The organism is Amycolatopsis japonica (assembly GCF_000732925.1).
GTDB classification, from domain to species: Bacteria; Actinomycetota; Actinomycetes; order Mycobacteriales; family Pseudonocardiaceae; genus Amycolatopsis; species Amycolatopsis japonica.
The window spans coordinates 3137836-3163265 of sequence record NZ_CP008953.1; the positions used below are offsets into that span (position 1 = coordinate 3137836).

At 69.3% G+C, this 25430-nt stretch carries 18 protein-coding genes and 1 riboswitch; of the genes, 12 read left to right on the forward strand and 6 right to left on the reverse strand.

Features of this window, described 5'->3' with window-relative positions:
* Window positions 1–295: 295 nt before the first annotated feature.
* From AJAP_RS14845 to AJAP_RS14855, 3 genes are read left to right on the forward strand one after another with little or no spacing between them, the layout of a single operon-like run.
* A complete protein-coding gene (locus AJAP_RS14845; protein WP_038511846.1) occupies window positions 296–994 on the forward strand; it encodes a TetR/AcrR family transcriptional regulator in 699 nt (232 codons plus the stop codon).
* The gene (locus tag AJAP_RS14850; protein ID WP_038511849.1) at window positions 994–3516 is read left to right on the forward strand and encodes an ABC transporter ATP-binding protein/permease; all 2523 of its coding nucleotides are present in this window, start codon (window positions 994–996) and stop codon (window positions 3514–3516) included. Before AJAP_RS14845 ends, AJAP_RS14850 begins: the two co-directional genes overlap by 1 nt.
* Complete coding sequence (locus AJAP_RS14855) at window positions 3513–5216, forward strand: ABC transporter ATP-binding protein (RefSeq protein ID WP_038511856.1); 1704 nt, start codon at window positions 3513–3515, stop codon at window positions 5214–5216. The genes AJAP_RS14850 and AJAP_RS14855 overlap by 4 nt, the downstream gene beginning before the upstream one ends.
* 112 nt (window positions 5217–5328) lie before the next feature.
* On the opposite strand, the gene AJAP_RS14860 is transcribed toward AJAP_RS14855, so the two are convergent.
* A complete protein-coding gene (locus AJAP_RS14860) occupies window positions 5329–6279 on the reverse strand; it encodes a hypothetical protein (protein ID WP_228694944.1) in 951 nt (316 codons plus the stop codon).
* A gap of 213 nt (window positions 6280–6492) precedes the next feature.
* Between AJAP_RS14860 and AJAP_RS14865 the strand changes: the two genes are divergently transcribed.
* Window positions 6493–12873, forward strand: coding sequence for a DUF7927 domain-containing protein (locus AJAP_RS14865; RefSeq protein WP_038511859.1), 6381 nt, complete (start codon window positions 6493–6495; stop codon window positions 12871–12873).
* A 76-nt stretch (window positions 12874–12949) separates the two neighbouring features.
* Here the strand turns inward: AJAP_RS14865 and AJAP_RS14870 are convergent, their stop codons facing one another.
* Entirely contained in the window at window positions 12950–13363 is a 414-nt protein-coding gene (locus AJAP_RS14870) for a RidA family protein (protein ID WP_038511862.1), read from the reverse strand.
* A gap of 106 nt (window positions 13364–13469) precedes the next feature.
* Here AJAP_RS14870 and AJAP_RS14875 point away from each other — a divergent pair, with 106 nt between their 5' ends.
* Window positions 13470–14120, forward strand: coding sequence for a maleylpyruvate isomerase family mycothiol-dependent enzyme (locus tag AJAP_RS14875; RefSeq protein WP_038511865.1), 651 nt, complete (start codon window positions 13470–13472; stop codon window positions 14118–14120).
* On the opposite strand, the gene AJAP_RS14880 is transcribed toward AJAP_RS14875, so the two are convergent.
* The gene (locus AJAP_RS14880) at window positions 14111–14440 is read right to left on the reverse strand and encodes a rhodanese-like domain-containing protein (RefSeq protein WP_016335231.1); all 330 of its coding nucleotides are present in this window, start codon (window positions 14438–14440) and stop codon (window positions 14111–14113) included. The genes AJAP_RS14875 and AJAP_RS14880 overlap by 10 nt on opposite strands.
* Before the next feature lie 81 nt (window positions 14441–14521).
* Between AJAP_RS14880 and AJAP_RS14885 the strand changes: the two genes are divergently transcribed.
* The 4 genes from AJAP_RS14885 (at window position 14522) to AJAP_RS14900 (ending at window position 19126) form a co-directional block, all read left to right on the forward strand.
* Entirely contained in the window at window positions 14522–15097 is a 576-nt protein-coding gene (locus AJAP_RS14885; protein WP_038511870.1) for a TetR/AcrR family transcriptional regulator, read from the forward strand.
* A gap of 30 nt (window positions 15098–15127) precedes the next feature.
* Complete coding sequence (locus AJAP_RS14890) at window positions 15128–15514, forward strand: hypothetical protein (protein WP_051972801.1); 387 nt, start codon at window positions 15128–15130, stop codon at window positions 15512–15514.
* A gap of 55 nt (window positions 15515–15569) precedes the next feature.
* The gene (secD, locus tag AJAP_RS14895; RefSeq protein WP_051972802.1) at window positions 15570–17840 is read left to right on the forward strand and encodes a protein translocase subunit SecD; all 2271 of its coding nucleotides are present in this window, start codon (window positions 15570–15572) and stop codon (window positions 17838–17840) included.
* 92 nt (window positions 17841–17932) lie between these two features.
* On the forward strand, window positions 17933–19126 hold the full coding sequence (locus tag AJAP_RS14900) for a cation:proton antiporter (RefSeq protein ID WP_038511873.1): 1194 nt from the start codon (window positions 17933–17935) through the stop codon (window positions 19124–19126).
* A gap of 17 nt (window positions 19127–19143) precedes the next feature.
* On the opposite strand, the gene AJAP_RS14905 is transcribed toward AJAP_RS14900, so the two are convergent.
* Window positions 19144–19938, reverse strand: a complete 795-nt coding sequence (locus AJAP_RS14905) for a DUF5919 domain-containing protein (RefSeq protein WP_051972450.1) — start codon at window positions 19936–19938, stop codon at window positions 19144–19146.
* A gap of 162 nt (window positions 19939–20100) precedes the next feature.
* Here AJAP_RS14905 and AJAP_RS14910 point away from each other — a divergent pair, with 162 nt between their 5' ends.
* Together AJAP_RS14910 and AJAP_RS14915 are read left to right on the forward strand one after the other, a co-directional pair.
* Window positions 20101–21084, forward strand: a complete 984-nt coding sequence (locus tag AJAP_RS14910) for a LysR family transcriptional regulator (protein WP_037339585.1) — start codon at window positions 20101–20103, stop codon at window positions 21082–21084.
* A 133-nt stretch (window positions 21085–21217) separates the two neighbouring features.
* Window positions 21218–22543 (forward strand): alpha-lytic protease prodomain-containing protein, encoded by a 1326-nt coding sequence (locus AJAP_RS14915; protein WP_038511876.1) that lies wholly within the window; start codon window positions 21218–21220, stop codon window positions 22541–22543.
* A gap of 216 nt (window positions 22544–22759) precedes the next feature.
* On the opposite strand, the gene AJAP_RS14920 is transcribed toward AJAP_RS14915, so the two are convergent.
* The gene (locus tag AJAP_RS14920) at window positions 22760–23074 is read right to left on the reverse strand and encodes a DMT family transporter (protein WP_037340344.1); all 315 of its coding nucleotides are present in this window, start codon (window positions 23072–23074) and stop codon (window positions 22760–22762) included.
* An 11-nt stretch (window positions 23075–23085) separates the two neighbouring features.
* Window positions 23086–23154: riboswitch (guanidine-III (ykkC-III) riboswitch) on the reverse strand.
* A gap of 79 nt (window positions 23155–23233) precedes the next feature.
* Window positions 23234–24445, reverse strand: coding sequence for an MFS transporter (locus tag AJAP_RS14925; RefSeq protein WP_038511878.1), 1212 nt, complete (start codon window positions 24443–24445; stop codon window positions 23234–23236).
* An 82-nt stretch (window positions 24446–24527) separates the two neighbouring features.
* On the opposite strand from AJAP_RS14925, the gene AJAP_RS14930 reads away from it, so the two are divergent.
* Window positions 24528–25430, forward strand: a complete 903-nt coding sequence (locus AJAP_RS14930) for a LysR family transcriptional regulator (protein WP_038511881.1) — start codon at window positions 24528–24530, stop codon at window positions 25428–25430.

The following is a 25430-nucleotide window of genomic DNA, read 5'->3' on the forward strand; positions in this document are numbered from 1 at the left end:
TTGCCGAAATTCGGCGACACCGCACCGGATGCGCATAACGGATCCCCATCGGGCTGGGCAAGCCGCGGCTCAGTGCGCCCAATGTGGCATTGGGGCCGTCGAGTGTCCCCAATGCCACATTCGGGGCCTTGGCGACGCAGACCCGGTCTCGCCGAAATTCGGCGACACCGCATCGAGCGCGGGAAAGTCATCGCGCCGAACCACCCACTGCCCACTGCCCCCCACGTGAAGCCATCCTTGACATCAGGTAAGCCCACCCTTAGTTTCCCCCTATAACTTTCCCGGAGGGGGCGACATGCCGAACATCGGTGGCCGCCCGGCCATGGTCGCGGTGGACGACATCGTGCGGGCCGGTCGCGAGCTCGGGATGCGCGGGCTCAGCGTCAAGGCGGTCGCGGTCCGGCTGGGGGTGACCGCGACCGCCCTCTATCGCCACGTCGAGAGCCGGTGGGGGCTGGAGCGGCTGGTCGGCGAGAGCATCCTGGCCGAGCTGCGGCTCCGGGACGATCCGCGACACGACCTCGAACGACACCTGTTGTCCTTCGCGCTGCAGATGCGGGCCTTCATGCTGGAGCACCCGGGCCTCGCCGGTTATCTGCAACTGCTGTTCCCGCGCGGAGACGGCGGTCAGCGCTTGCTGAACATCGAGGTCGACGCCCTCGTCCGCCGGGGTTACGAGCCCGGCGCGGCGATCGTGCTCAGCGGCGCGGTCGCGTCGATGACCATCGCGATGACCGCGTCCGAGGAGAACAGCGCGGCCGCCGAGGAGGCCGACGGCGACGGGCTGGACCGCGAGCGGGAGGCGGTCCGCGACCGACTGTCCCGTGACGACCGGCTCGCCGAACCGTCCGCCGCGTTGCCGCAGGTGCCGCGGCCCGAATACGTGCGGCTGCTGTTGACCGCGTCGATCCGCGGGCTGGTCGGGTCCTGCCCGCCGGGCAGGCCGGTCGCCGAGATGGTGGCCGATCTGGCCGCCACGGGGGAGGGGTTGTGATGGCGCGCGGATTCCAGGGCGCGGTGATGCGCGGTTTCGGGGCCAGAGACCACGAAGCGACCGTCGTCGAGACAGAGGAGATCACGCCGAAATTCGTGCGGGTGCGGTTCGTTTCGCCGACGCTGTTCGAGGACGTCGTCGTGGAGCCGGCGGCCTGGCTCCGGTTCTGGTTCCCGGATCCGGAAGGCGGCACGACGGAGTTCCAGCGCGCGTACACGCTCACCGAGGCCGACCCGGAAGCCGGCACGTTCGCGATCGACGTCGTCCTGCACGAGCCCGCCGGTCCGGCGTCGCGTTGGCTGCGTGACGCGTGCCCGGGCGCGAAGGTTCCGGTGATGTCACTGGGTTCCTCGTCCTTCTCGGTCCCCGCTGACCCTCCCGCCGGGTACCTGCTGATCGGTGACTCCGCCTCGATCCCGGCGATCAACGCGATCCTCGAGGTGATCCCGGCCGACCTCCCGATCGAGCTGTACCTCGAAGAGCACGACGAGACCGACAGGCTGATTCCGTTGGGCGGACACCCGCGGCTGACCGTGCACTGGGTGCCGCGCCTGGACGCGACGTCGCTGGCCGCGGCGATCGAGACGCGCGACTGGTCGGACTGGCAGGCGTGGATCGCGACGGAAGCCGGTTCGTTCAAACACCTGAAGACGCGTTTGCGTGAGGCGTTCGGCTTCCCCAAGTCCGAGGTGCACGGCCGCGCGTATTGGTACTACGGCCGGGCCATGGGTGCTTTCCGCGGAGAGAAGGAAGAACCGGCCGCCCAAGTCCCGAAGCCCGTCGCAGCGGCGCCGAAGGGGGCATGGCGGGCACAGGCGGCCGGACGGCTGCTCGCGCCGGTGCGGCGGACGCTGATCTTCGCCGGGATCCTGCAGGCCGTCGTGACGCTGATCGGCCTCGCTCCCTTCGTCCTGCTGGTGGAACTGGTCCGGCGGCTGCTCACGGGCGGCGAATCGTTGTGGGCGCTCGGTGTCTCGGCGCTGGTCCTGCTCGGCGTCGGCACCCTCTTGGAGTCCGCCGTCGTTCTCTGGCTGCACGCGGCCGACGCGCGGTTCGCCCGCGACCTGCGTCAACGCCTGCTGGGCAAACTCGCGCGCTTGCCGCTGGGCTGGTTCACCGCGCGGGGTTCGGGCACGGTCGCGAAACTCGTGCAGGGCGACACGCTCTCACTCCACTACCTGGTCACGCACGCCGTTCCCGACGCGGTGGCGGCCGTCGTCGCGCCGGTCGCCGTGCTGGCGTACCTGTTCGCGGTGGACTGGCGGCTCGCCCTCGTCCTGCTCGTCCCGATCCTCGTCTACCTCGTCACCACGTCGATCATGGTCGTCCAATCGGGACCCAAGACCGGCCAGGCGATGCGCTGGGCCGAGCGGATGGCGGGCGAGGCGGGCGCGTATCTGGAAGGGCAGCCGGTGATCCGCGTGTTCGGCGGCGCCGCGGCTTCGTCGTTCCGGCGGCGGCTCGACGAGTACCTCGGTTTCCTCGGCGACTGGCAGCGCCCGTTCACCGGCAAGAAGACCATGCTGGACTTCGCCACCCGGCCCGCCACCTTCCTGCTCCTGATCACCGGCATCGGCACGCCGATGGTGGTGGGCGGCGGGATGGAGCCGATGACGCTGATCCCGTTCCTGGTGCTGGGCACCACTTTCGGCGCGCGGCTGCTGGGCATCGGTTACGGGCTCGGCGGCGTTCGCGAGGGAATGCTGGCCGCACGCCGGATCCAGGTCGTGCTCGACGAACCGGAACTGTCCACAGTGGAGCTGGCAGTCCGCGACGGCGTCGAGCCGGGCACCGTGGAACTGGACCGGGTGGGCTTCGCCTACCGCTCCGGCGTTCCCGTGCTGGAGAACGTTTCCCTGACCTTGCGTCCCGGCACGGTGACCGCGCTGGTCGGCCCGTCGGGAGCGGGGAAGTCGACGCTCGCCGCCCTCGTCGCGCGGTTCCACGACGTCACCGAGGGAGCGATCCGGGTCGGCGGCCGGGACGTCCGCGCGTTCGCCGCCGACGAACTCTACGGCCGCGTCGGATTCGTGCTCCAGGATCCGCAACTCGTCCAGGGGACCGTACGGGAGAACATCGCCCTCGCCGTTCCGGACGCCACCGAAGAGCAGGTCGTCGCCGCGGCCCGGGACGCGCAGATCCACGAGCGGATCCTCCGGCTGCCCCAGGGATACGACACCGTCCTCGACGCCGGTTCCCAGCTGTCCGGCGGAGAACGCCAACGGGTGGCCATCGCCCGCGCGATCCTCGCCGACGCCCCTGTCCTCGTCCTCGACGAGGCGACCGCTTTCGCCGATCCCGAGTCGGAGTATCTCGTGCAGCAAGCACTCGACCGGCTCACCGCGGGCCGCACCGTCCTGGTCATCGCCCATCGCCTGCACACGATCACCGGCGCCGACCGTATCGTCGTCCTCGACCGTGGGCGGATCGCGGAAAGCGGTACCCACGAAGCACTTCTCGCCTCGGATGGGCGCTACGCCCGCCTGTGGCGGGCCGGCGCCGGTGCGGGGGTGACCGCGTGATCCGCACGTTGCTGGGCCTGATCCCCGGGACGAAACGCTCGGCCTTCCGGCGTTATGTCGTGCTGGCCGTGCTTTCAGTGCTCCTGCGTGCCGCCGGTGTCGTCCTGCTGGTGCCGTTGGTGGGTGCCTTGTTCGGCGCGGAGCCTTCGGACGCGCTGTCCTGGCTCGCCGCGCTCGCGGCCGTCACCGCGGCGGGCTGGGCGATCGACGCCGTCGTGGGGCGGCTCGGCTTCGAGCTCGGCTTCGGGGTGCTGGACCACGCCCAGCACGACGTCGCCGAGCGGCTGACGGACGTCCGGCTGTCCTGGTTGGACGGTGAACACATCCAGACCGCCAGGCAGGCCATCGCCGCCACCGGCCCCGACCTCGTCGGCCTGGTCGGCTACCTGCTCACCCCGCTCATCGGCGCGGTCCTCCTGCCGATCGCGATCGCGCTGGCCCTCCTGCCGATCTCCTGGCCGCTCGGTGTCGCCGCGCTGGCCGGGGTCCCGGTCCTGCTGGGCGCGCTGTGGGCGACCGGCCGGATCATCCGCCGCGCCGACCGGGCGACGGCGGAGGCGAACACCACGCTGACCGAACGGATCGTCGAGTTCTCCCGCACCCAGCAGACGTTGCGGGCCGCCCGCCGCGTCGAACCCGCGCGCAGTCACGCCGGCGCCGCGCTCACCGCGCACCACGGCGCGACCGTCCGGTTGCTCCGCCTGCAGATCCCGGGGCAGGTGCTCTTCGGCGTCGCCGGTCAACTGGCGCTGGTCCTGCTCGCGGGGACGACCGTCCTGCTCGCCACACGAGGCGAGCTGAGCGTGCCCGAGGCCGTCGCGCTGATCGTCGTGATCGCCCGGTACCTCGAACCGTTCACCGCGCTCGGGGATCTCGCACCCGGTATCGAGACCGCCACCACCACGCTCGGCCGCATCCGCACCGTCCTCACCGCGCCCGTGGCCCCGGCGGGGGAATCCACCGCACCGGCCGATGCACCGCAGATCCGGTTCGAGAAGGTCGGTTTCCGCTACTCGCCGGACACCGAGAACGTGCTGGAGGACTTCGACGTCACCCTGGAACCGGGGACGACGACCGCGATCGTCGGGCCGTCCGGCTCGGGCAAGAGCACCGTGCTCGCGCTGCTCGCGGGTCTGCACCGGCCCACGAGCGGTCGCGTGCTCGCCGACGGCACGGATGTCGCGGAATTCCGCCGGGACCTCGTCACCTTCGTCTTCCAGCAGCCGTATCTCTTCGAGGGATCGGTGCGGGACAACGTGCTCGCCGGGGATCCCACGGCGAGCGACGAGCGGGTCGCCGAGGTCGTCGGGCTCGCCAGGGTCGACGAGCTGCTGGAACACACGGCCGTCGGCGAGGCGGGCACCGCTCTCTCCGGCGGCGAGCGGCAGCGGGTGTCCATCGCCCGCGCGTTGCTCAAACCCGCGCCCGTGCTGCTCGTCGACGAGGCGACCAGCGCGCTGGACACCGAGAACGAGGACGCCGTGGTCCGCTCGCTCAGCGCCGATCCCGTGCCGAGGACGCGGGTGATCGTCACCCATCGGATCGCCGGGATCCGGCACGCCGACCGGGTGCTCTTCCTCGAGGACGGCCGGATCGCGGAATCCGGCACGGTCGAAGAACTCCTTGCGGCGCAAGGACGTTTCGCCGAGTTCTGGCGGCGGCAGCTCGACGCCACCGGCTGGAGGATCACCGCGGGATGACCCACGCCAAGGCGAGGGCTTCACCGGGCCGACGGTCGTGTTCGAAGCGGATCGCCGGGTGCCGCGCTCGCGCGGCTGGGCCTGCTCAAGGTCGTCTTCGTCCGCGAGATCCTCAGGCTGACGTGAGCGCCCGACGCAGGTCTTCGTAGGTCGGGGCGAGCGTCCGGAGGGTCGCGGCGGCCCGTGCGTCGTCCTCGACGACGAGGTCGTACTGCAGGGAGCCGATCAGCCGCGCCTGGGTGGTGAGGACGGCGGCCGCGGCTTCGTGGCCGACCCGGTGCAGGCAGGTCGCGGCGTCGTTCGTCCGCCGGGCGCCGAGGCGCACCACGAAATGGACGAGCAGCCCACGCAGTTCCGGGTCGGGTCCTCCTTCGATCCGGGCGGCGAGCGCGAGGGCGGCGTCGCCGTTGCCCACCGTGCCGGGTGGGAGCCCGGTGTCCGTTTCACCGCTGAGCCGCCTGATCGCGCGGGGGAGGGCCGCGACGATCGCGGCTTCCTCCGAGACGACGGTGTGCCGTACGAAACGCGTCCGCATCGTGTGCGGTTTGCCGTAGGCGACGGTTTCGGCGAGCCAGGCGGCGGCGAAATCCGCCCGCGGGATCCGCGCGTACGGATATCCCTGCGGGTCGTGGGCGGTGACGGACTCGTCGTCCGCGGCGAGCGCGACCAGGAAATGGTCGGCGCCGATCGGGCCGGTCATTCCCGGCTGATGGCGCAGGTGCCCCATTTCGACCGGGCCGATCAGGACCGGTCCGTCGGAAAGGCTTTCGACGAGCCGGGCGAACGCTACGTCCGGATCCGGTTCGCTCGTCGTTTCCGCGCTCCAGCCGAGGGCGTCGAGCGCCTCGCCGATGCCGAGATCGGGATCCCAGCCGAAGGCGTCGAAAAACGGCTGCGTTCCGCCGACCAACTGCATGCCGAAGGGGCTGCCGGTCACGGTTTCGAGCACGTCGGGGCCGGGAGCTTCCGCGCCGAGCAGCATCGCGAGGGAATGGGTATAGCAGTAGGGGCCGGAGCCACGATAAGGAATTTCGATCACGCGTTCGACGATGCCGGATTTCACGCCGAAACGCCACCCTCGCCTTTGTCCGTTGTGGACGGTGTTTCATCACCCGTCCGGGGGTTTCGGGGCCACTCAATGGGTTTTATCCAGGAGACACCGCTGCTCCCGCTTGCCGACGACGATCTTGCCGACCCAGGATGACCATCACTTGGGCTCGCTGTCCCCGCCGTCCTGACCTGGGCCGACGGGAGCGAGGGGTGAGGCGGAGGCGGCATGGCGGAACGGCGTGGGCAAAATCGGTGGCGCCGGGGCGTAGCACTGCTCACGGTGGTCGTCGTGGCCCTGCTGATGGGCGCCCCGCTGCCCGCGAACGCACAGGTCCAGCCGCGCGGGGCGGGTACCGAGCGGCCGATCGGGCCGGAGCCGGTGTATTCCGGGCTGGCGCACGGCGGCATCACGATGGCGGCCAACTCCGTCGTGCAGTGCGGTGTCGGCGTCGTCTGCAACGAGTCCGCGAGCAACGCGAGCCCGGTGTCGTGGATCAAGACCGACCCGGCCGCGCCCGGCAACACCGCGTCCGCGGCGAATCTGAACGTGCCCGCCGGCGCGAAGGTGCTCAACGCCCGGCTGTACTGGCAGTTCAACCCGGTCGCCAGCAGCGGGACCTCCGGTGACGGCAGCCGGGGCAACCAGGTCTCCATCAAGACCCCGGGCTCCGGCGCGTATCAGCGGATCACCGCCGAAACCTACGACTGGTTCCCCGCGACCACCACGGGCGGGTCCCCGACGCTGTACGCCTACGGCGGCGCGGCCGACGTCACGTCCCTCGTCACGAACGCCGGCACCGGGGAGTACACGGTCGCCGACATCCAGGCCTGCCAGGGCCAGTCGATCAGCCGGACGAACCTCGGCTGCTGGGGTGGCTGGTCGCTGGTGGTCGCCTACGAACTGCCCAGCGAGCCGCTGCGGTACCTGCAGGTCTGGGACGGGATGCAGGTGGTCGCGGGCGGCAGCACGCCGAGTTCGGCGACCATCGCGCTGAGCGGTATCAAGGCCCCGACCTCGCGTCAGCCCAACGTCGAACTCGGCATCGTCGCGGGTGACGGCGACGCGCCCATCACCGGCGACTACCTCCAGGTCGGCCCGGACGCCTCCAGCCTGCAGACGATCGCGATGCCCGCGCCCGGCGGCGTGGCGACCAACAACGCCTTCAGCAGCCGCATCGACCGGGTCACGGCCACCGGTTCGGGCACGAACATCACGTCGCGGAATCCCAATCCGGTGAACAACGTCGGGTACGACGCCCGCAGCATCGACATCACCGGCAAGGTCCCCGCGGGGACCACCGCGCTCCAGGTCAAGATCGGCACCGTCGGCGACGCGCTGTACCCGCAGACGATCTGGCTCGTCACCGACGCCCTCGAACCGGATCTGCAGATCACCAAGGCCAACGACCCGGTCGGCAACACCGACGACAATCCACCTGGTTATGTCACCAAGGGCGGCGAGGTCACCTACACCTTCGACGTCGCCAACCGGCACGCCGACGGCTCCACCACCGACCTCGACACCGCGACGAACGTCGTGCTCACCGACACCCTGCCCGACGGCGTCACGTTCGTGGCCGGGTCCAATCCGGACTGTTCGGCCGCCGGGCAGGTGGTCACGTGCAATCTCCGGAATCTGAGGCCGGGGCAGTCGCAGAAGGTCGCCTTCAAGGTCAAGGTCGGGCTCGACGTGCCGGACGGCACCAAACTCGACAACACCGGCAAGCTCACCTTCCGCGGCGAGGACACCGGACGGCCGCAGGAACGCACGTCGAACACCGTGCGGAACACGGTCGCGTCGCCCGGGTACCAGCTGACGAAGACGGTCGACCTCGCCGAGGCGATCCCCGGCGACACCCTGACCTACCAGGTGACGCTGCGGAACACCGGCGTGATCCCCGTGCCCGCGCTCACGGTGCGCGACACGCTGCCGCCGGGGACGACCTACGTGTCGTCCACTCCCTCGAAGGGCACCGCGTCCGGGACCGGGCCGATCGACTGGGCCGTGAATGGTCTCGCGGTCGGGGAGACCGCCACGCTGACCGTGCGCGTGAAGGTCGAGGAAGCCGCCATCGGCAAGGAACTGGTGAACCGCGCGAACGTCCCGACCGGACCGCCGCCGGTCGTCCCGCCGGACAACCGCTGCCCGGACGATCCCGCGGCCGCGTGCGCGAAGACCAAGGTGCCGTCGCCGTCGTACACGGTGACGAAGACCGCGGACAAGGAGTCCGCCGCCCCCGGCGACACCGTGCGCTACAAGGTCGTCGTCGCCAACACCGGCAAGGTGACCGCGGCGGATCTCAAGGTCGTGGACGATCTGACCGGGGTGCTGGACGACGCGGTCTATCAGAACGACGCCACCGCGTCGCCCGGCTCGGTGTCCTATGCGGAACCGAAGCTGACCTGGACCGGCACGCTCGCCGCGGGGCAGAGCGCGGAGTTCACCTACTCGGTCAAGGTGAAGAACCCGAACACCGGTGACAACCGGCTCAAGAACGTGGTGACGTCGGAGACGCCGGGTGGTAACTGTCCGCCGGGTTCGACGGATCCGAAGTGCGGTACGACGACGCCGGTTTCGGGGCTGTTGATCGAGAAGTCGGTCGACAAGCAGTCCGCGAATCCGGGTGACGTGGTGAAGTACACGGTCACCGTGCGGAACACGGGGCAGACCAAGATCTCTGGTGCGACGTTCACCGATGATCTGACGCAGGTGCTCGATGACGCGGATTACCAGAATGACGGTGCGGCGACGATCGGTGGTGTGACCTATGCGGCGCCGAAGCTGACGTGGACCGGCGATCTCGGCGTTGGCGAAACGTCCACGGTGACGTACACGGTCAAGGTGAAGAATCCCAACCCGGGCGATGACGTGCTGAAGAACGCGGTGTCGTCGGAGACGCCGGGTGGTAACTGTCCGCCGGGTTCGACGGATCCGAAGTGCGGTACGACGACGCCGGTTTCGGGGTTGCTGATCGAGAAGTCGGTCGACAAGCAGTCGGCGAATCCGGGCGATGTCGTGAAGTACACGGTGACGGTGCGGAACACAGGCCAGACGAAGATTTCCGGTGCGACGTTCACCGACGATCTCACGCAGGTGCTGGACGACGCGGACTATCAAAACGATGGTGCGGCGACGATCGGTGGTGTCACGTATGCGGCGCCGAAGCTGACCTGGACCGGGGATCTGGAGGTCGGCGCCACGTCGACGGTCACGTACACGGTGAAGGTCAAGAACCCGAACCTCGGTGACAAGAAACTGTCCAATGTGGTCACTTCGGAGACCCCGGGTGGTAACTGCCCGCCGGGCTCCACCGATCCGAAGTGCGGGACCACCACGCCGGTGTCGGGGCTGACGATCGAGAAGTCGGTCGACAAGCAGTCGGCGAATCCGGGCGATATCGTGAAATACACCGTGACGGTGCGGAACACCGGGCAGACCAAGATCTCTGGTGCGACGTTCACCGATGATCTGACGCAGGTTCTCGATGACGCCGATTACCAGAATGACGGTGCGGCGACGATCGGCGGCGTCACGTATGCGGCACCGAAGCTGACCTGGACCGGCGATCTGGAAATCGGTGCCACCTCGACGGTGACCTACTCGGTCAAGGTGAAGAATCCCAACCCGGGCGACAACCTGCTGAAGAACGCGGTCTCGTCGGAGACGCCGGGCGGGAACTGCCCGCCGGGGTCCACGGATCCGAAGTGTGGCACCACGACACCGGTTTCCGGTCTGAAGATCGAGAAGTCCGTGGACAAGCAGTCGGCGAATCCGGGCGATGTCGTGAAGTACACCGTGACGGTGCGGAACACCGGTAAGACCAAGATTTCGGGCGCGACGTTCACTGATGATCTGACGCAGGTTCTCGATGACGCCGATTACCAGAACGACGGTGCGGCGACGATCGGCGGCGTCACGTATGCGGCACCGAAGCTGACCTGGACCGGAGATCTGGAGATCGGCGCCACGTCGACGGTGACGTACTCGGTGAAGGTCAAGAATCCCGCCCCAGGCGACAAGAAGCTCATCAACACGGTCACCTCGGAGACGCCGGGCGGCAACTGTCCGCCGGGGTCCACGGATCCGAAGTGTGGCACCACGACACCGGTTTCCGGCTTGAAGATCGAGAAGTCGGTCGACAAGAAGGCCGCGAATCCGGGCGATGTCGTGAAGTACACGGTGACCGTCACGAACACCGGCCAGACGAAGATCTCCGGTGCGACGTTCACCGACGATCTCACGCAGGTTCTCGACGATGCCGACTACCAGAACGATGGTGCGGCGACCATCGGCGGCGTCACTTACGCGGCGCCGAAGCTGACCTGGACCGGTGATCTCGGCGTCGGCGAGACCTCCACGGTGACCTACACCGTCAAGGTGAAGAACCCGAACACCGGCGACAATCGGCTCAAGAACGTCGTGACGTCGGAGACCCCGGGCGGGAACTGCCCGCCGGGTTCGACCGATCCGGACTGTGGCACGGAGACCCCGGTTTCGGGCCTGGAGATCAAGAAGGCGGTCGACAAGCAGTCCGCGAATCCCGGTGACGTCGTGAAGTACACGGTCACGGTGCGGAACACCGGCCAGACGAAGATCTCCGGTGCCATGTTCACCGACGATCTGACCCAGGTTCTCGACGACGCCGTCTACTGGAACGATGGTGCGGCGACGATCGGTGGTGTCACGTACGCGGCGCCGAAGCTGACGTGGACCGGTGACCTCGAAATCGGCGCGACGGCCACGGTGACGTACTCGGTCCAGGTGAAGAACCCGGGCGACGGAGACAAGAAACTGTCCAATGTGGTCACTTCGGAGACTCCGGGCGGGAACTGCCCGCCGGGTTCGACCGATCCGGACTGCGGCACGACGACGCCGGTCTCCGGGCTGCTCATCAAGAAGACCGCCGACAAGAAGTCGGTCGACCCCGGCGACACGGTGAAGTACACGATCACCGTCACCAACACCGGGCAGACCGAACAGATCGACGCCACCTTCACCGACGACATGACCGAGGTCCTGGACGACGCCGACTACCAGAACGACGGTGCGGCGACGATCGGTGGCGTCACCTATGCGGCGCCGAAGCTGACGTGGACCGGTTCGCTGGGCATCGGGCAGGCGTCGGTCATCACCTACACGGTCAAGATCAAGAACCCGAACCCCGGTGACAAGAAACTGTCCAATGTGGTCACCTCGGACACGCCGGGCAACAACTGCCCGCCGGATTCGACCGACCCGAACTGTGTCGCGGACGTGCCGTCGCGCGAGCTGACGGTCAAGAAGACCTCGGACAAGCAGACCGCGAACCCGGGCGACGTCGTCACCTACACCGTGACCGTCACCAACACCGGCAAGGTCCCCCTGGTCGGCGAGGACGCCGCACGGGTCACGGACGACCTGTCCGAGGTGCTCGACGACGCCGACTACTCCGACGACGCCACGGCGGCGCCGGTCGCCGGCACGTTCTCCTTCGCTGCGCCGAACCTGGTGTGGGTGGGGGATCTGCCGGTCGGAGCGACGACCACGCTGAAGTACTCGGTGAAGGTGAAGAACCCGGTGGCGGGCGATCACGAACTGCGGAACACCGTCAGCACCAACACGCCGGGCACGTGCCCGCCGCAGTCCGACGATCCGGCGTGTTCGACCGTCACCCCGGTGCCCGGGATCTCGCTGGAGAAGAAGGCGGACAAGGCCACGGCGAATCCGGGCGACGTCGTGAAGTACACGGTGACCGTGCGTAACACGGGCAAGACGAAGCTGACCGGTGCGACGTTCACCGACGACCTCACCGAGGTCCTCGACGACGTCGTGTTCCAGAAGGACGGCGCGGCGACGATCGGTTCGGTGACCTACGAGGAGCCGAAGCTGACCTGGACCGGCGATCTGGAGATCGGGCAGACGGCGACGGTCACGTACAGCGTCAAGGTCACCAAGGCCGACGGCGACGGCAAGCTCACCAACGTGATCACATCCGACACCCCGGGCGGCAACTGCCCGCCGGGCAGCAAGGATCCGAAGTGCGGCACGACGACACCGCTGTCCAGCTTGAAGATCAAGAAGACGGTCGACAAGACGGAGGCGAAGCCGGGCGAGGTCGTCACGTACACCGTGACGGTGGAGAACACCGGGCAGGCCGTGGTGGACGACGCGACGTTCACCGACGACCTGAGCCAGGTGCTGGACGACGCGACCTTCGACGGCACCGCGAAGGCGAGCATGGGAACGGTCACCTACTCCGCGCCGAAGCTCACCTGGAAGGGCGAGCTGAAGCCGGGGGAGAAGGCCACCGTCACCTACGCGGTCACCGTGCGGAAGCCGGCGACCGGTGACCACCGCCTCCGCAACGTCGTCACGTCGGACACACCCGGCGGCAACTGCCCGCCGGGCTCGGCGAACCCTGACTGCGGCACGGACACCCCGGTGCCGCCGACACCGCCGAACCCGCCGCCGCCGGAGAAGCCGAACCCGCAGCCGCCGACCACCCCGCGTCCGCCCGGTCTCGCCGTGACCGGCTCACCGGTGAAGACGATGACGGTGCTGGCGTTCGGGATGCTGGCCATCGGCGCGCTGCTGCTCCTCGCCGGACGGAGGCGCCGGGAGTCCTAGGTCGAGGTCCGTGAAGGCCTCCTTGAGGGACCCAGAGTCCCTCAAGGAGGCCTTCACGGACCGGGCCGAGCCACTGCTAAACGGCGCGCGGTACCGCGATCAGGGCTTCCACCTCGACGACGAGCTCGGGACGGGCCAGTGCCGCCACGACGATCAGCGACTGGGCGGGCCAGTCCGCTTCGGGGTACCAGCGGGTGAAGGTCTCGCGCAACGCCGTGCGGAACCCGGCGAGGTGTTCGGTGCCGGACAGCATGCTGAACACCTTGACCAGGTGCTCAGGTCCGGCACCCGCGGCTTCGAGCAGCCGCTCGAGGTTGACGAGCAACGCGCGGGTCTGGGACTCGGCGTCGGGCCCGGCGAGTTCGCCGTCGGGCAGCACACCGATCTGACCGGACACGACCACGAGTTCGTGATCGGCGGGCACGCGGACCAGATGGCTGTACGGGCCGATCGGCGCCGCGACGGTCTCCGGGTTCCACCGCTGGATCATCAGTCCTCTTCTTTCGTCCACTCGGGAAAATCGTCTCCAACGTACCGATGATTCCGGGGCGCGCCGGGAGTCTCACCTTCGACGAACGACGACTGGAGGGTTCCGGATGACGGATACGGGAACGAAGACCGAGCTCTGGCCGCTGGTCCACGCCGAGCGGGCGGCGCTGGCGGACGACCTCGCGGAGCTCACGGAGGAGCAGTGGGAGACGCCGTCGCTGTGTACCGGGCTGACGGTGCGCGAGGTGCTCGCGCATGTCACTTCAGGGGCGAGCCTCACACCGTTGAGGTGGATGATCGGGGTGATCCGCTGCCGATGGGACTTCGACAAGCAGGTCGCCATGCGGCTCGCCGAGCAGATGGGCGCCGACGGCGCCGAGACTCTGGAGCGCTTCCGCGGCGTGGTCACCAGCACGACGAAACCGCCGTTGCCGAAGATCGCGATGCTGGGTGAGGCGATCGTGCACGCCGAGGACATCCGCCGCCCGCTCGGCCTTCGCCGCGACTACCCGATCCCCGTCCTCACCGAACTGGCGGGGTACTACGGGGGCTCGGACCTGGTGGTGACGGCGAAGGGGCGCATCGGCGGGCTGCGGTTGCAAGCCACCGATGGCCCCTTCGCCGCCGGGTCCGGGCCGCTCGTCTCGGGCACGACACTGGCCCTGATCATGGCCATGACCGGACGGACGGCCTACCTCGCCGAACTCGACGGCGAGGGGGTCCCGATCCTGCGGGAGCGCGTCCCCGCTCAGACCTGAGACTCGAGGGGCAGGCCAGCGCCGGCCCAGTCCTCGATGCCTTCCCGGTACTTGCGGACGTCGGTGTAGCCCAGCGCGGTGAGCCGGTCGGCGACCTGGCCGCTGTTGGGGCAGGCGGGGTTCGAGCAGTAGGTGACGATGGCGGCGCCGCGATCGGGCAGCACGGTCGCGGCGTGCGCGTCGACGTCGGCGAGGACGAGGGGAACGGCGCCGGGCAGATGCTGCTTGGCGTAGTACTCGCCACCCAGTGCGTCGACCACCGTCACGGTCTTCGCGTCGATCGCGGCCTTCAGCTCGTCACGGGTGATGAGTGCGGTCATGTCGCTACCTCCAGTTAATCGGACTATAGTCCGCATGTGCCTCACGACCATAACGGACCGCAGTCCGCTTTTGCAACCTCGTTGGATCTTCTGCGCACGCCGCCGCCCAAGGAGCGCGCCGATGCCGCCCGCAACCGGGCCGCGATCCTGGACGCGGCGGCGTCGCTGTTCGCTGAACACGGGGTGGAAGCGGTGTCGATGGATCAGGTGGCGGCGGCCGCGGGGGTGGGCAAGGGAACGCTCTTCCGCCGCTTCGGTGACAAGGCCGGGCTGGCCGTCGCGCTGCTGGACGCGCGGGAACGCCTGCTCCAGGAAGGAATCCTGCACGGGCCGCCCCCGCTGGGCCCGGGTGCTCCGTCGGCCGACCGGCTCGTGGCCTTCGCCGACGCGTACGTCGACTACGTGCTCGAACATCTGCCGCTGGTGCGGATGTCGGAGACCGCCGCGCCGGGCGCGCGCTACCGCATCGGGGCGTACCGGTTCTGGCACCGGCACGTCGCGATCCTGCTCGACGGCACCCCCGACCCCGAGCACGCCGCGCACGCCCTGCTGGCCCCGCTGGCGGCCGAACATCTGACCGCGTTGCTGCCGGAACTGGGGGAGGACCGCGTCCGCGCCGGGATCACGCGCCTGTGGCGGGCGGCCGGATCCCAGTAGGGTGTCGTCGAGAACCCTGGGAGTGTGTCGATGATGGTGGCGAGCCGAAGGACGGCCAAGCAGGCCGTACTTGTGCTGCTCGCCGCCGTGCTGACCGCGCTCGGCCTGTTCTTCGCGCTCCACTCGGGCGGTTCCGCTTCGGCGGACGAGTCGCGCGGGGCGAACGCGACGGTCGAATCCTCGGTCTCCAAGGCCGTCGCGCCGGTGCGCGCCGCGGGCAGGCTCGCCGCCGAACCCGCGCTCCTGGGTGTGCACGGTCACGGTGATCTGCCTCTCTTCGGCACCGTCCCGCACGGACCGGCGTCCACGACGCTGCTCCGCCTCAGCGAGCTCCACGACGAAGCAGCTCCCGCCTCGCGCACGGCGAACCGCCTCGCGCTGGGTGATCGCGCTCCTCCTTTCCCGGTAGCCGTCTGACGCTCACGGGCGCGTGTTCGCGCGCCCGAACCGGGAAATCACCAAGGAGAACTTCGTGCCGCGCGAAACCGCGCGGCGAGGCATGACCGGGCGAGCCGTCGTCTCGCTGGTCGTTCTCGCCGCGACCGTGTACCTGTTGCTGACCACCGCCCCGAGACTGGGGCTCGATCTGCGTGGTGGCACGCAGATCGTGCTGGAGACCAAGGATTCGCCCACCGTCACCGCCGACGCGGAGACCACCGACCGGACGCTCGAGGTGCTGCGCCGCCGCGTCGACGCACTGGGCGTCGCCGAGCCGATGCTGGCCCGCTCGGGAGACAACCGGATCATCGTCGAACTACCCGGCGTCCGGGATCCGCGCGAGGCCGTCGAAGTGATCGGCCGCACCGCGCAGCTGTCCTTCCATCCCGTCCTCGCCACTGGCGCCGCGGACTCCCGTGTGCTCAACGACGAGAGCGGGCAGCCGATCACCCTGGGACCCGCCGCGCTGACCGGCGAAGGCGTCGACGAGGCGCTCTCGTCGATCGATTCGCAAGGCGGCGGCTGGCTCGTTTCGGTTGACTTCAAAGGGGATTCCGGCCGTGCCTGGGAGCGCCTGACCGGGCAGGCCGCGTGCTCGCCGCCAGGCGATCCCGCCCGCCGGGTGGCGATCGCGCTCGACGACAAGGTGATCTCGTCGCCGCAGGTGAGCCCGCAGGTGGCTTGCGGGGTCGGGATCGTCGGCGGGAGCACGCAGATCACCGGGCGGTTCTCGCCCGCCGAGGCCAAGGATCTGGCCTTGCTGATCAACGCCGGCGCGCTGCCGACACCGGTCGAGATCATCGAGCAGCGCACCGTCGGGCCCACCCTCGGCGCCGCCGCCATCGACGCCAGTGCCCGCGCCGCCGTGATCGGGCTGGCGCTGACCGCGCTGTTCCTGCTCGCGGTGTACCGGCTGGCCGGGCTGATCGCCGTGGGCGCGCTGGTCGCGTACGCGGCCGTGTCCTATGCCGCGCTGCTCGCCGTCGGCGCGACGCTGACCCTGCCCGGGCTCGCCGGATTCGTGCTGGCCATCGGCATGGCCGTCGATGCCACCGTGCTCGTCTTCGAACGGGCGAGAGAGGAACATTCCGTCAAACGGGGTGGCTCGCTGCCACGCTCGGTCAGCCGCGGGTTCAGCGGCGCGTTGTCGGCGATCGTCGATTCGAACGTGACCACCCTGCTCGCCGCGGGCCTGCTGTTCTGGCTGGCGTCCGGTCCGGTGCGAGGCTTCGGGGTGACGCTGTCGATCGGCGTCGTCGTCGCGTTGTTCATCTCGCTGGTGCTCACGCGTTTGCTGCTGCACCTCACGATGCGGGGCGTGGTCGCGCGCAAACCGCGGCTGTCCGGGCTGACCCACGAGGGCCGGGTCCGGCAGTGGGTGAACCGCCGCGATCCCGAATTCCTCGGGAAACCGAAACGCTGGCTGATGGTGGCGGGCGCGGTCGTGATCGCCGCGATCGCGGGCCTGTTCGTGGCCGGGCCGAACCTCGGTGTCGAATTCACCGGCGGCCGGGTCGTCGAATACAGCACTTCGGCGCCCGCCGACGTCGAGCGGGTCCGGGACGCGGTCTCCGACGCCGGATTCCCCCGCGCCGTCGTGCAGATGTCCGGTGAGAAGGACATCTCGGTCCGCACCGAGCCGATCGACGAGGACGCCACCGAACGGATCCGGACCGCCGTCGCCGGGGTCGCGGGCGACGCCACCGAGATCCGCGACGAGAAGATCGGCCCGAGTCTCGGCGCCGAACTGCGCACCAAGGCGGTGATCGCGCTCGGCCTCGCGGTGCTGGCGCAGCTGATCTACCTGGCGGTGCGGTTCGATTGGCGGCTCGGCCTGGCCACGGTCGCCGCGCTCGCCCAGGACGTCCTGATCATCCTCGGGATCTTCGCCTGGCTGGGCAAGTCGATGGACGGCGTCTTCCTCGCCGCGCTGCTGACGGTGATCGGTTATTCGGTCAACGACTCGGTGGTGGTCTTCGACCGGGTGCGGGAGGTGCGGGGACAACGCCGCAAGGAACCGTTCCCGCGCGTCGTCGGCACGGCGGTACTGCAGACGTTGCCACGGACGATCAACACCGGCATCGGGGTGCTGTTCGTCCTCGGGGCGCTGCTGGTCCTCGGGGACGGTTCGCTGGCCGACTTCGCCCTCGCGCTCCTGCTCGGTCTCGTCGCCGGCACGGTGTCCACAGTGGCCACCGCGGGTCCCGTCGCGATCCTGCTCGACAAGCGGTGGCCCGGGGCCGGACGTCCCGCCCGGAAGGCGAATCCGACACGGCAGCGGGACGACAACGGCGCGGTGGTGTGATCGACGTTCCTTTGTGGACCGCCGCGCTCCGCCCGGCCTCTATGCTCGTTCCCGGTGGCAGGGGAGTCCACCGGGAACGAGGGGCGGGGTAGATGATCCAGAGCGTGCTCGTCGGCGCGGTCGTCGTGCTGGCTTGGACGATGACCGCGGCACGGCTGGAGCGCTGGCAGATCACCGCGCCGATGGCGATGGTCGCGGCCGGGCTGGCGATCGGGTTCACCACGCGCAACGATCTCGGCAACGGGCTCAACACCGAGATCGCGCTCAACGCGGCGGAACTGATCCTGGCGCTGCTGCTGTTCGTGGACGCCACCGCGGTGAAGGGCGGTTACCTCGGCCACGACGCGAAAACGGCGGTGCGGCTGCTGCTGGTCGCGTTGCCGCTGACGATCCTGATCGTCATGGGTGTCGGCCTGCTGACGCTGCCGGGCCTCGGCTGGGCGGCGGTCCTGCTGATCGCCTGCATCATCGCCCCGACGGATTTCGCGCCGGCGACGTCGGTGGTGCACGACGTGCGGGTGCCCGAACGCGTGCGGCATCTGCTGAACGTCGAGAGCGGATACAACGACGGCGTCGTCGCGCCGGTCTTCATCTTCGCGCTGACCCTCGCGGGGAGTCATCACCAGGCGAACACGCCGGGTGAGGCGCTGCAGGCCGCGATCCCGGCGGCGTTGCTGGCCGTGCTGGCGGGCTCCGTCATCGGGGCGGTGGCCGCGGTGGCGATGAACGTGACGGCCAAACACGGCTGGTCGACCCGGCATTCCGCGCGGGTCGCGGCCGTCGCCCTGCCGCTGCTGACCTACACCGCCGCCGTCGCGATCGGCGGCAACGGGTTCGTCGCCGCGTTCATCTGCGGGATCGCCTACAAGACCGCCCGGCACCCCGGTGAAGAGGAACTCGGGCTCGCCGAGGACGTCAGTTCGCTGTGCGGGCTGCTGATGTGGTTCGTCTTCGGCAGCACCGCGGTGCTGGTGCTGTCGTTCGGCCTGACGTGGGGCATCGTGCTCGTCAGTGTCGTCGCGCTGACCGTCGCCCGGCTGATCCCGGTGCTGCTCACCTTGCTGCGGACGGACTTCAGGTGGCGGGACCGGATGACCATCGGCCTGCTGGCCCCGCGCGGCGCGGCGTCGATCGTGTTCGGGCTGCTGGCGTTCAACTCGCTCGACGGGGAAGCGGCCGACGTCGCGCTGAGCGTCATGTCGGTGACCGTGCTGGCGAGCGTCGCCGCGCACGGTGTGGGGGCTTCGGCGTTCCTGAACCGGAAGTCCAAGAGGACCGTGGGCTGAAGGCTCCCTTCACCGCATCAGATGCGGTGAAGGGAGCCTTCAGCCCACTCGGGATCGTCCGGCCAGGGAGTGCCGTCCTCCCACAGCCGTTCCGCCTCGTCGGCGAAGTGCCGGTACCAGGGCGCGTCCTTCGGTTCCACTGTGAACACCGGCGAGGCTTCACCGGTCGGCCGGTATTCGTAGTGCTGAACGCAGATCAGCCCCCGTTTGGTGGAGACGTCGAGACAGTTGAAGCCCGCGGAGGAGATCCGCGACGACACCCTGATCTCCAGCCTCCCGCTCGTCCTGCTCTTCAAGGACGTCAGTTCGTCCAGGGTCGCGAGGATCCGCTGCCGCAGCCGTCCTTGTCCGAGGCTTTGGGAAATCCGGCGATCGGCGACTTCCACGATCGCTTCGTCGGTCGGATCCAGGACCAGTACCCGGATCCGTCCGCCCGAGTCGAGGATCGACCGGATATCGCTGCGCATGCCCTGCACGGTCCTGGTCATCGAATGGCCGATGAGAAGGATGTCGAAGGCCGCCGCTCGCCGGGAGATGAGATCCGCCGGGAACTCCGGTTCGAAGAGTGCCGCGGGGCCGCCGCGATTCGAATCCCGGACCTGTTCGGTCAGCCGCCGCGAGCGGATCTGGGAGAAGGCGAGCAGGGCCAGCAGCGCCGTCACCACGGAGGAAAGCGTTTTGACGTCCGAGATCCCGGTCGCGCCCAGGACGGTGAACGCCAAGGCGACGGTGCCCAGTACGTAGAGATCCAGGTTGTCGTCGGTGATCACCCGCGCCAGCGATCGCCGGATCCGTCCACGCTCGTCCGCCACTGAACCCCCTCGTCGTCGGTTGCGTGGAGACAGTATCGGCCGGACGCCCCGGCATGTCCGGGATTGCTGACATCGATGGCATACCGCGAACCAAGCGATACGAAGCCATTTGGCTCAACCGTTTGTCTGGTCCAGTCCAGTTATGTCTACTAACGTAGAGGGATGGAGCTGGAACTGCGCCACCTGCGCATCATGTGCGCGATCGCCGAACTCGGGAGTATCACCAAGGCGGCGAATACGCTCGGAATGGCCCAGCCTGCACTGACAGCACAACTGAAGCGCATCGAACGGACCCTCGGCGGGAAGCTGTTCCTCCGCGATCACACCGGCACGAGGCCGACCGCGCTCGGTCTCCTCGTCCTCGACCGGGCCAAGATGGTGCTCCCCGCCGTGTCGTCGCTGCACGACGAAGCGGCACGTCTCGCCCAGCACGCGGGCACCGGCGAGCCGGTGACCCTGCGGCTCGGCTCGGCGACGGGGCCGATGCTGGGGGCACTCCTGCAACGCCTCGGCACCACCCATCCCGACATCCACGTCGCCACGCATACGTCGTGGTCGGCCAACAAACTGGCGGACATGACCGCCGAGGGCGCGCTGGACTTTGCCTTCGTCGGCGTCTGCGGTGACGCGGGCCCGCCGCCGGAGCCCGGTCTTCGCTGGCGGACGCTCGCGCATCATCCGGTGTTCGTGCTGATGTCCGCGCGGGACGAGCGCGCGCAGCAGAACGAGGTCGAACTCGGCGCCCTCGCGGACGAACGCTGGTGCGCGACGCCGGGCGACGGATGCTTCGGCGACTGTTTCGCGTCCGCGTGCGCGAGATCGGGATTCACGCCGCGTTCGTTGTACGAGACCGATGTGCTGACCTGTATCGAGATGGTCGAGTCGGGACACGCGGTGGTGTTGTGCCAGCCGCTGTTCCACGAGATCCCGGGGATCGTCGCGGTCCCGATCGCGGGGAATCCGCTGAGCTGGCGGAATCTCGTCGGCTGGTCGGAGCGCGGGGAGATGGGGCCCTTCGCCGCGGAGATGATCGCGCTGTCGCGCGCGGTGTACGGCGAGCTGATCGACCGGCGGCCGACCTACTCGAAGTACCTGGAGTTGAATCCGGGTTATGGCGTCGACTACACGGACGCGGGAGTGGGCTGACCAGCGCGGAAGCAGTCGAAAGGTCCAGTCCACTTGGTGGATATGACCTAAATGGTATGTACCATTTGTAGCAGGTGCCTCGTACGGTCTGGGACGAGATCTTCTTCCGGAACGCGGTGAGGAAACGCCTGAAATGAACCGAAAGATCGTAGCGGCCGCCGCGGCGGCCCTTACCGGCGCGGGCCTGGTCACGGCCGTCGCGCTGACGCCGAGCGCCAGCGCCGGCCAGACCGCTTCGGCGGCCGACCAGGTCCAGTCGGAGATCGTCGCCGCACTGGCGCGCGACCTGAAGATCAGCCCGGATCAGGCGAAGACCCGTCTCGCCGGCGAGCAGAAGGCGGCCCGCGCCGACGGCGACCTCAAGACCCGGCTCGGCCCGTCCTACGCCGGATCGTGGCTGGACGCGTCCGGGACCACGCTGACCGTCGCGGTCACCGACGCGGCCCTGGAAGGCGTCGTCCGTGCGGCCGGCGCGACCCCGAAGACGGTCACCCGGAGCGCCGCGCAGCTCGACGCGGCGAAGTTGTCGTTGGACGCCAAGGGAACCAGCGCGCCGAAGACCGTGCCCGGCTGGTACGTCGACGCCACCACCAACTCGATCGTCGTCCTGGCCAACGCCGGTGGCGAAGCCGCCGCGAAGTCGTGGGCGACCGCTTCCGGCGTGCGTGCCGACGCGGTGCGGGTCGAGACCAGCACCGAAAGCCCGGTGCCGCTGATCGACGTCATCGGCGGCAACGCCTACACCTTCGGCTCGGGCCGGTGCTCGATCGGCTTCTCGGTCGAGGGCGGCTTCGTCACCGCGGGCCACTGTGGCACCACCGGCACACGCACGTCGAACCCGAGCGGGACCGTCGCGGGCTCCAGCTTCCCCGGCAACGACTACGCGTGGGTCCGGGTGGACGCGGGCAACACCCCGCGCGGACTGGTGAACCGGTACCCGGGCACCGTCCCGGTGGCGGGTTCGCAGGAGGCCGCGATCGGCGCGTCGGTCTGCCGCTCCGGTTCCACGACGGGCTGGCACTGCGGCACGATCCAGCAGAAGAACGCTTCGGTGAACTACCCGCAGGGCACCGTTTCCGGCCTCACGCGGACCAACGCTTGCGCCGAGCCGGGTGACTCCGGCGGCTCGTGGCTCGCGGGCGACCAGGCACAGGGCGTCACCTCCGGTGGCTCCGGCAACTGCAGCTCGGGCGGCACGTTCTACTTCCAGCCGATCTCGGAGATCCTGAGCGTCTACAGCCTCCGCCTGGTGACCTCGGGCTCGAACCCGCCGTCGAGCACGACGCCGACCACCACGACGTCGAACAACCCGCCCGGCGGAACCTGGGCGGCCGGTACCACCTACGCCGCGGGCGCGACGGTGACCTACGACGGCGTTTCGTACCGGGCCCTGCAGGGCCACACCGCTCAGGTCGGTTGGGAGCCGCCGAACGTCCCAGCGCTCTGGGCGCGCGCCTGACCACCTAGCCGTCCGGGCCACACGCAGGGGTGCGCCCGGACCCGACCGCCCCCGACGTCGTCCGTGCGTCGGGGGCGGTCCCTTTTTGCCGGGTCGTGACGCCGCACTCGCGTGATCGGAGACGGAACTCGCGTGATTGGACGCCGAACTCGATGATCGGCGTTCAATCACGCGAGTTCCGTCCCTGATCACGCGAGTCACGCCTTCGGCGCCGGGTCAGTGCAGGACCTTCAGGCCCACCACACAGGCGACGATCCCCACGATCAGCAGGATCCGGGCCACCGAAACGGTTTCCGCGCCGGACCACATGCCGTAGGCGACGGTGAGCGAAGCCCCGATGCCGACCCAGACCGCGTAGGCGGTGCCGACGGGGAGGTCCTTCATCGCGTAAGCGAGACCCACCATGCTGGCCACCAGCGTGACGCCGAAGATCACCGACGGCACCGGCCGGGACAAACCTTCGGATTTGCCGAGGGCGGTGGCCCACACGGCTTCCAGTACACCCGAGACGACAAGGACAAGCCACGACATGACGCGCTCCCAGAGCGCCGTCTTGTCGCTGGCCGGGTACGGCACCCACTCGTCCGGGGACCTCGTTCAGGAGGTTCCTCGACCAGGATGGCACACCGCCCGCGTGGACCGCCCGCCGGTTTGACGAGGGTCACCACGCGGGCGCGCCATTGTGGACGGTCAGGTCAGCACCTTGGGCGCCGACCAGGCGAGCAAACCCAGTTCCAGCACCGAGAATCCGATCAGCGCCCACGCGCTCGGCAGCCAGATCAGCGCGATGCCGACGAGCAGGATGGGCAGGACCAGCCCGGCGTAGGCGGCCAGGAACAGGGCGGCGAGGACCTCGCCGCGCACCGGCGGTTCGGCGAGGGCGGCGACGGTGGCCACCGACGCGCGGAAGCCCAGCCCGACACCGGCGCCCGCCACGATCCCGCCCGCGACGAAGAGCCACAGCTGGGACGTCGTCACCGCGACCGGCAGCGCCACCAGCCCGCTCACCATCAGCCCGAGGCCGAGCCGCAGCTGGGTTTTCCTGGCCAGACCGGCGAAGAGCACCTGCGCCGTGGCCGCCGCGAGGAACACGGAGAACGACGCGAGACCGGCCAGCAGCCGCGAGCTCTCGTGCATGCCCTGCGCCAGCAACGTCGGCGTCAGCGCCATGAACAGGCCCGTGATCGCGAACGCCGCGAAGGCGCCGATCGCCGCGCCGAAAAAGGCGGGCCGCGCGCTCGACGGCAGCGAGACGCGCTGCGGCCGATAGGCGGGCCGTTCTTCGGCGCGTTCCACGGTTTCCGGCACGAGCGCGACGGCGATGGCCGCGGCGAGCAGCAGGACCAGGAAGAACACGAACGGGGTGGTGAGCGGCTCGGTCGAATAGCTCGCGAACACGCCACCGAACAGCGGGCCGAGCGCCAGCCCGCCCATGTTGACGACGGTCGCGATCAGTCCCGCGCGGCCGTGGTCCTCCCGGGGCCGGGCGACGGCGCGGAGTTCGGACAGGTGCGCGGTGGCGGTCGCGGTCAGCGCGCCGATGCCCGCGCCGCCGACGAGCCTGGCCAGGATCAGACCCGGAACATCCGGCCACGCCAGGAAAAGCGTCGCGGACAGCGCCTGGGCCAAGGTCGCGGCGAGGATCACTCGCCGTCGTCCCAGCCAGTCGCTGACGTGGCCGGCCAGATACAGGCTGCCCATCACACCGACGGCATACGCCGCGAAGACGATGGTCACGACATAGGTCGGGAAGCCGTCGCGCTGCTGGTAAAGCACGTAGAGCGGGGTAGGGACGGTGGAGAAGGCGAGCGAGGCGGCGTAGGCCGCCGCGATGATCCAGAAACCGCGGCCGTGGCTGATCCGCCGGAACGCGGGACGGGGGAGGGCGACGCTGTTCAGCATGTCTCCACTGTGAATCTTCGGATCATCCAAGTCCAACGAACAATCCTGGTCACAGTTATCGGTGGATGCGATAATCAACGCCGTGGAGACCCGCCAACTCGAGTGTTTCGTCGCCGTCGCCGAGGAACTCAGCTTCACGCGCGCCGCCCAGAGGTTGTACGCGGTGCAGTCCACCGTCTCTGCGACGATCCAGGCCCTCGAAGGCGAACTGGGGGTCAAGCTGTTCGATCGGTCCACGCGAAGGGTCGCGCTCTCCCCGGCGGGGAAGGTGTTCCTGCCCGAGGCGAAGGCCGCGCTGGAAGCCTTCGACAGGGCCCGCGACGTGGTCACCGACGCCTCCGCCGGCCTGCGGGGCAGCCTCCGAATCGGCACGCTGACCAGCGTCGGCGATCTCGACCTGCCCGATCTGCTCGGCGCGTTCCATCGCCGTTATCCGCTGGTCGACCTGCATGTTTCGGTGTCGATCACCGGCTCGACCGGACTGGCCGAGGACCTGCGTCAGGGCAGGCTCGACGTCGCCCTCCTCGGTCTGCCCGAATCCGATCTCACCGGGCTCGAAGCCAAACTGCTCGGTTCGGCGCCGTTCGTCGCCGTGCTGCCCGACGGCCACCGGCTGAGCGGACGGCGTTCGCTGACGTTGGCCGACCTCGCGGGCGAGTCGTTCGTGGACAATCCCCGCGGCTTCGGCAACCGGGTGGCCCTGGACCGCGCTTTCGAGGCACTCGGGGCGCCGCGCCGGGTCATCGTCGAGGTCGCCGACCTGCGTGCCGTGCCCTCCTATGTGGCGGCGGGGCTCGGTGTCGCCGTCGTGCCCGATCTCAAGCTGCTCGCGGGGGTCCGGACGATCCCGCTCGACGAGCCCGGCCTCACCTGGCCGCTGACCATCGCCACCCGGGGAGAGCGTCCGCCAAGCCGGGCCGCCCGGCTGCTGCTCGACCTCGTCGACAGCGGGGAGTTCTCCCTCGTGATCCCCGCCCGGACCTGA

What these genes read in the sequence shown, in the direction of transcription:
- AJAP_RS14845 (WP_038511846.1), top strand. Translation starts at nt 296, where the DNA reads ATGCCGAACATCGGTGGCCGCCCGGCCATGGTCGCGGTGGACGACATC.
- AJAP_RS14850 (WP_038511849.1), top strand. Translation starts at nt 994, where the DNA reads ATGGCGCGCGGATTCCAGGGCGCGGTGATGCGCGGTTTCGGGGCCAGA.
- AJAP_RS14865 (WP_038511859.1), top strand. Translation starts at nt 6,493, where the DNA reads ATGGCGGAACGGCGTGGGCAAAATCGGTGGCGCCGGGGCGTAGCACTG.
- AJAP_RS14870 (WP_038511862.1), bottom strand. Translation starts at nt 13,363, where the DNA reads ATGATCCAGCGGTGGAACCCGGAGACCGTCGCGGCGCCGATCGGCCCG.
- AJAP_RS14875 (WP_038511865.1), top strand. Translation starts at nt 13,470, where the DNA reads ATGACGGATACGGGAACGAAGACCGAGCTCTGGCCGCTGGTCCACGCC.
- AJAP_RS14880 (WP_016335231.1), bottom strand. Translation starts at nt 14,440, where the DNA reads ATGACCGCACTCATCACCCGTGACGAGCTGAAGGCCGCGATCGACGCG.
- AJAP_RS14890 (WP_051972801.1), top strand. Translation starts at nt 15,128, where the DNA reads ATGATGGTGGCGAGCCGAAGGACGGCCAAGCAGGCCGTACTTGTGCTG.
- AJAP_RS14900 (WP_038511873.1), top strand. Translation starts at nt 17,933, where the DNA reads ATGATCCAGAGCGTGCTCGTCGGCGCGGTCGTCGTGCTGGCTTGGACG.
- AJAP_RS14910 (WP_037339585.1), top strand. Translation starts at nt 20,101, where the DNA reads ATGGAGCTGGAACTGCGCCACCTGCGCATCATGTGCGCGATCGCCGAA.
- AJAP_RS14915 (WP_038511876.1), top strand. Translation starts at nt 21,218, where the DNA reads ATGAACCGAAAGATCGTAGCGGCCGCCGCGGCGGCCCTTACCGGCGCG.
- AJAP_RS14920 (WP_037340344.1), bottom strand. Translation starts at nt 23,074, where the DNA reads ATGTCGTGGCTTGTCCTTGTCGTCTCGGGTGTACTGGAAGCCGTGTGG.
- AJAP_RS14925 (WP_038511878.1), bottom strand. Translation starts at nt 24,445, where the DNA reads ATGCTGAACAGCGTCGCCCTCCCCCGTCCCGCGTTCCGGCGGATCAGC.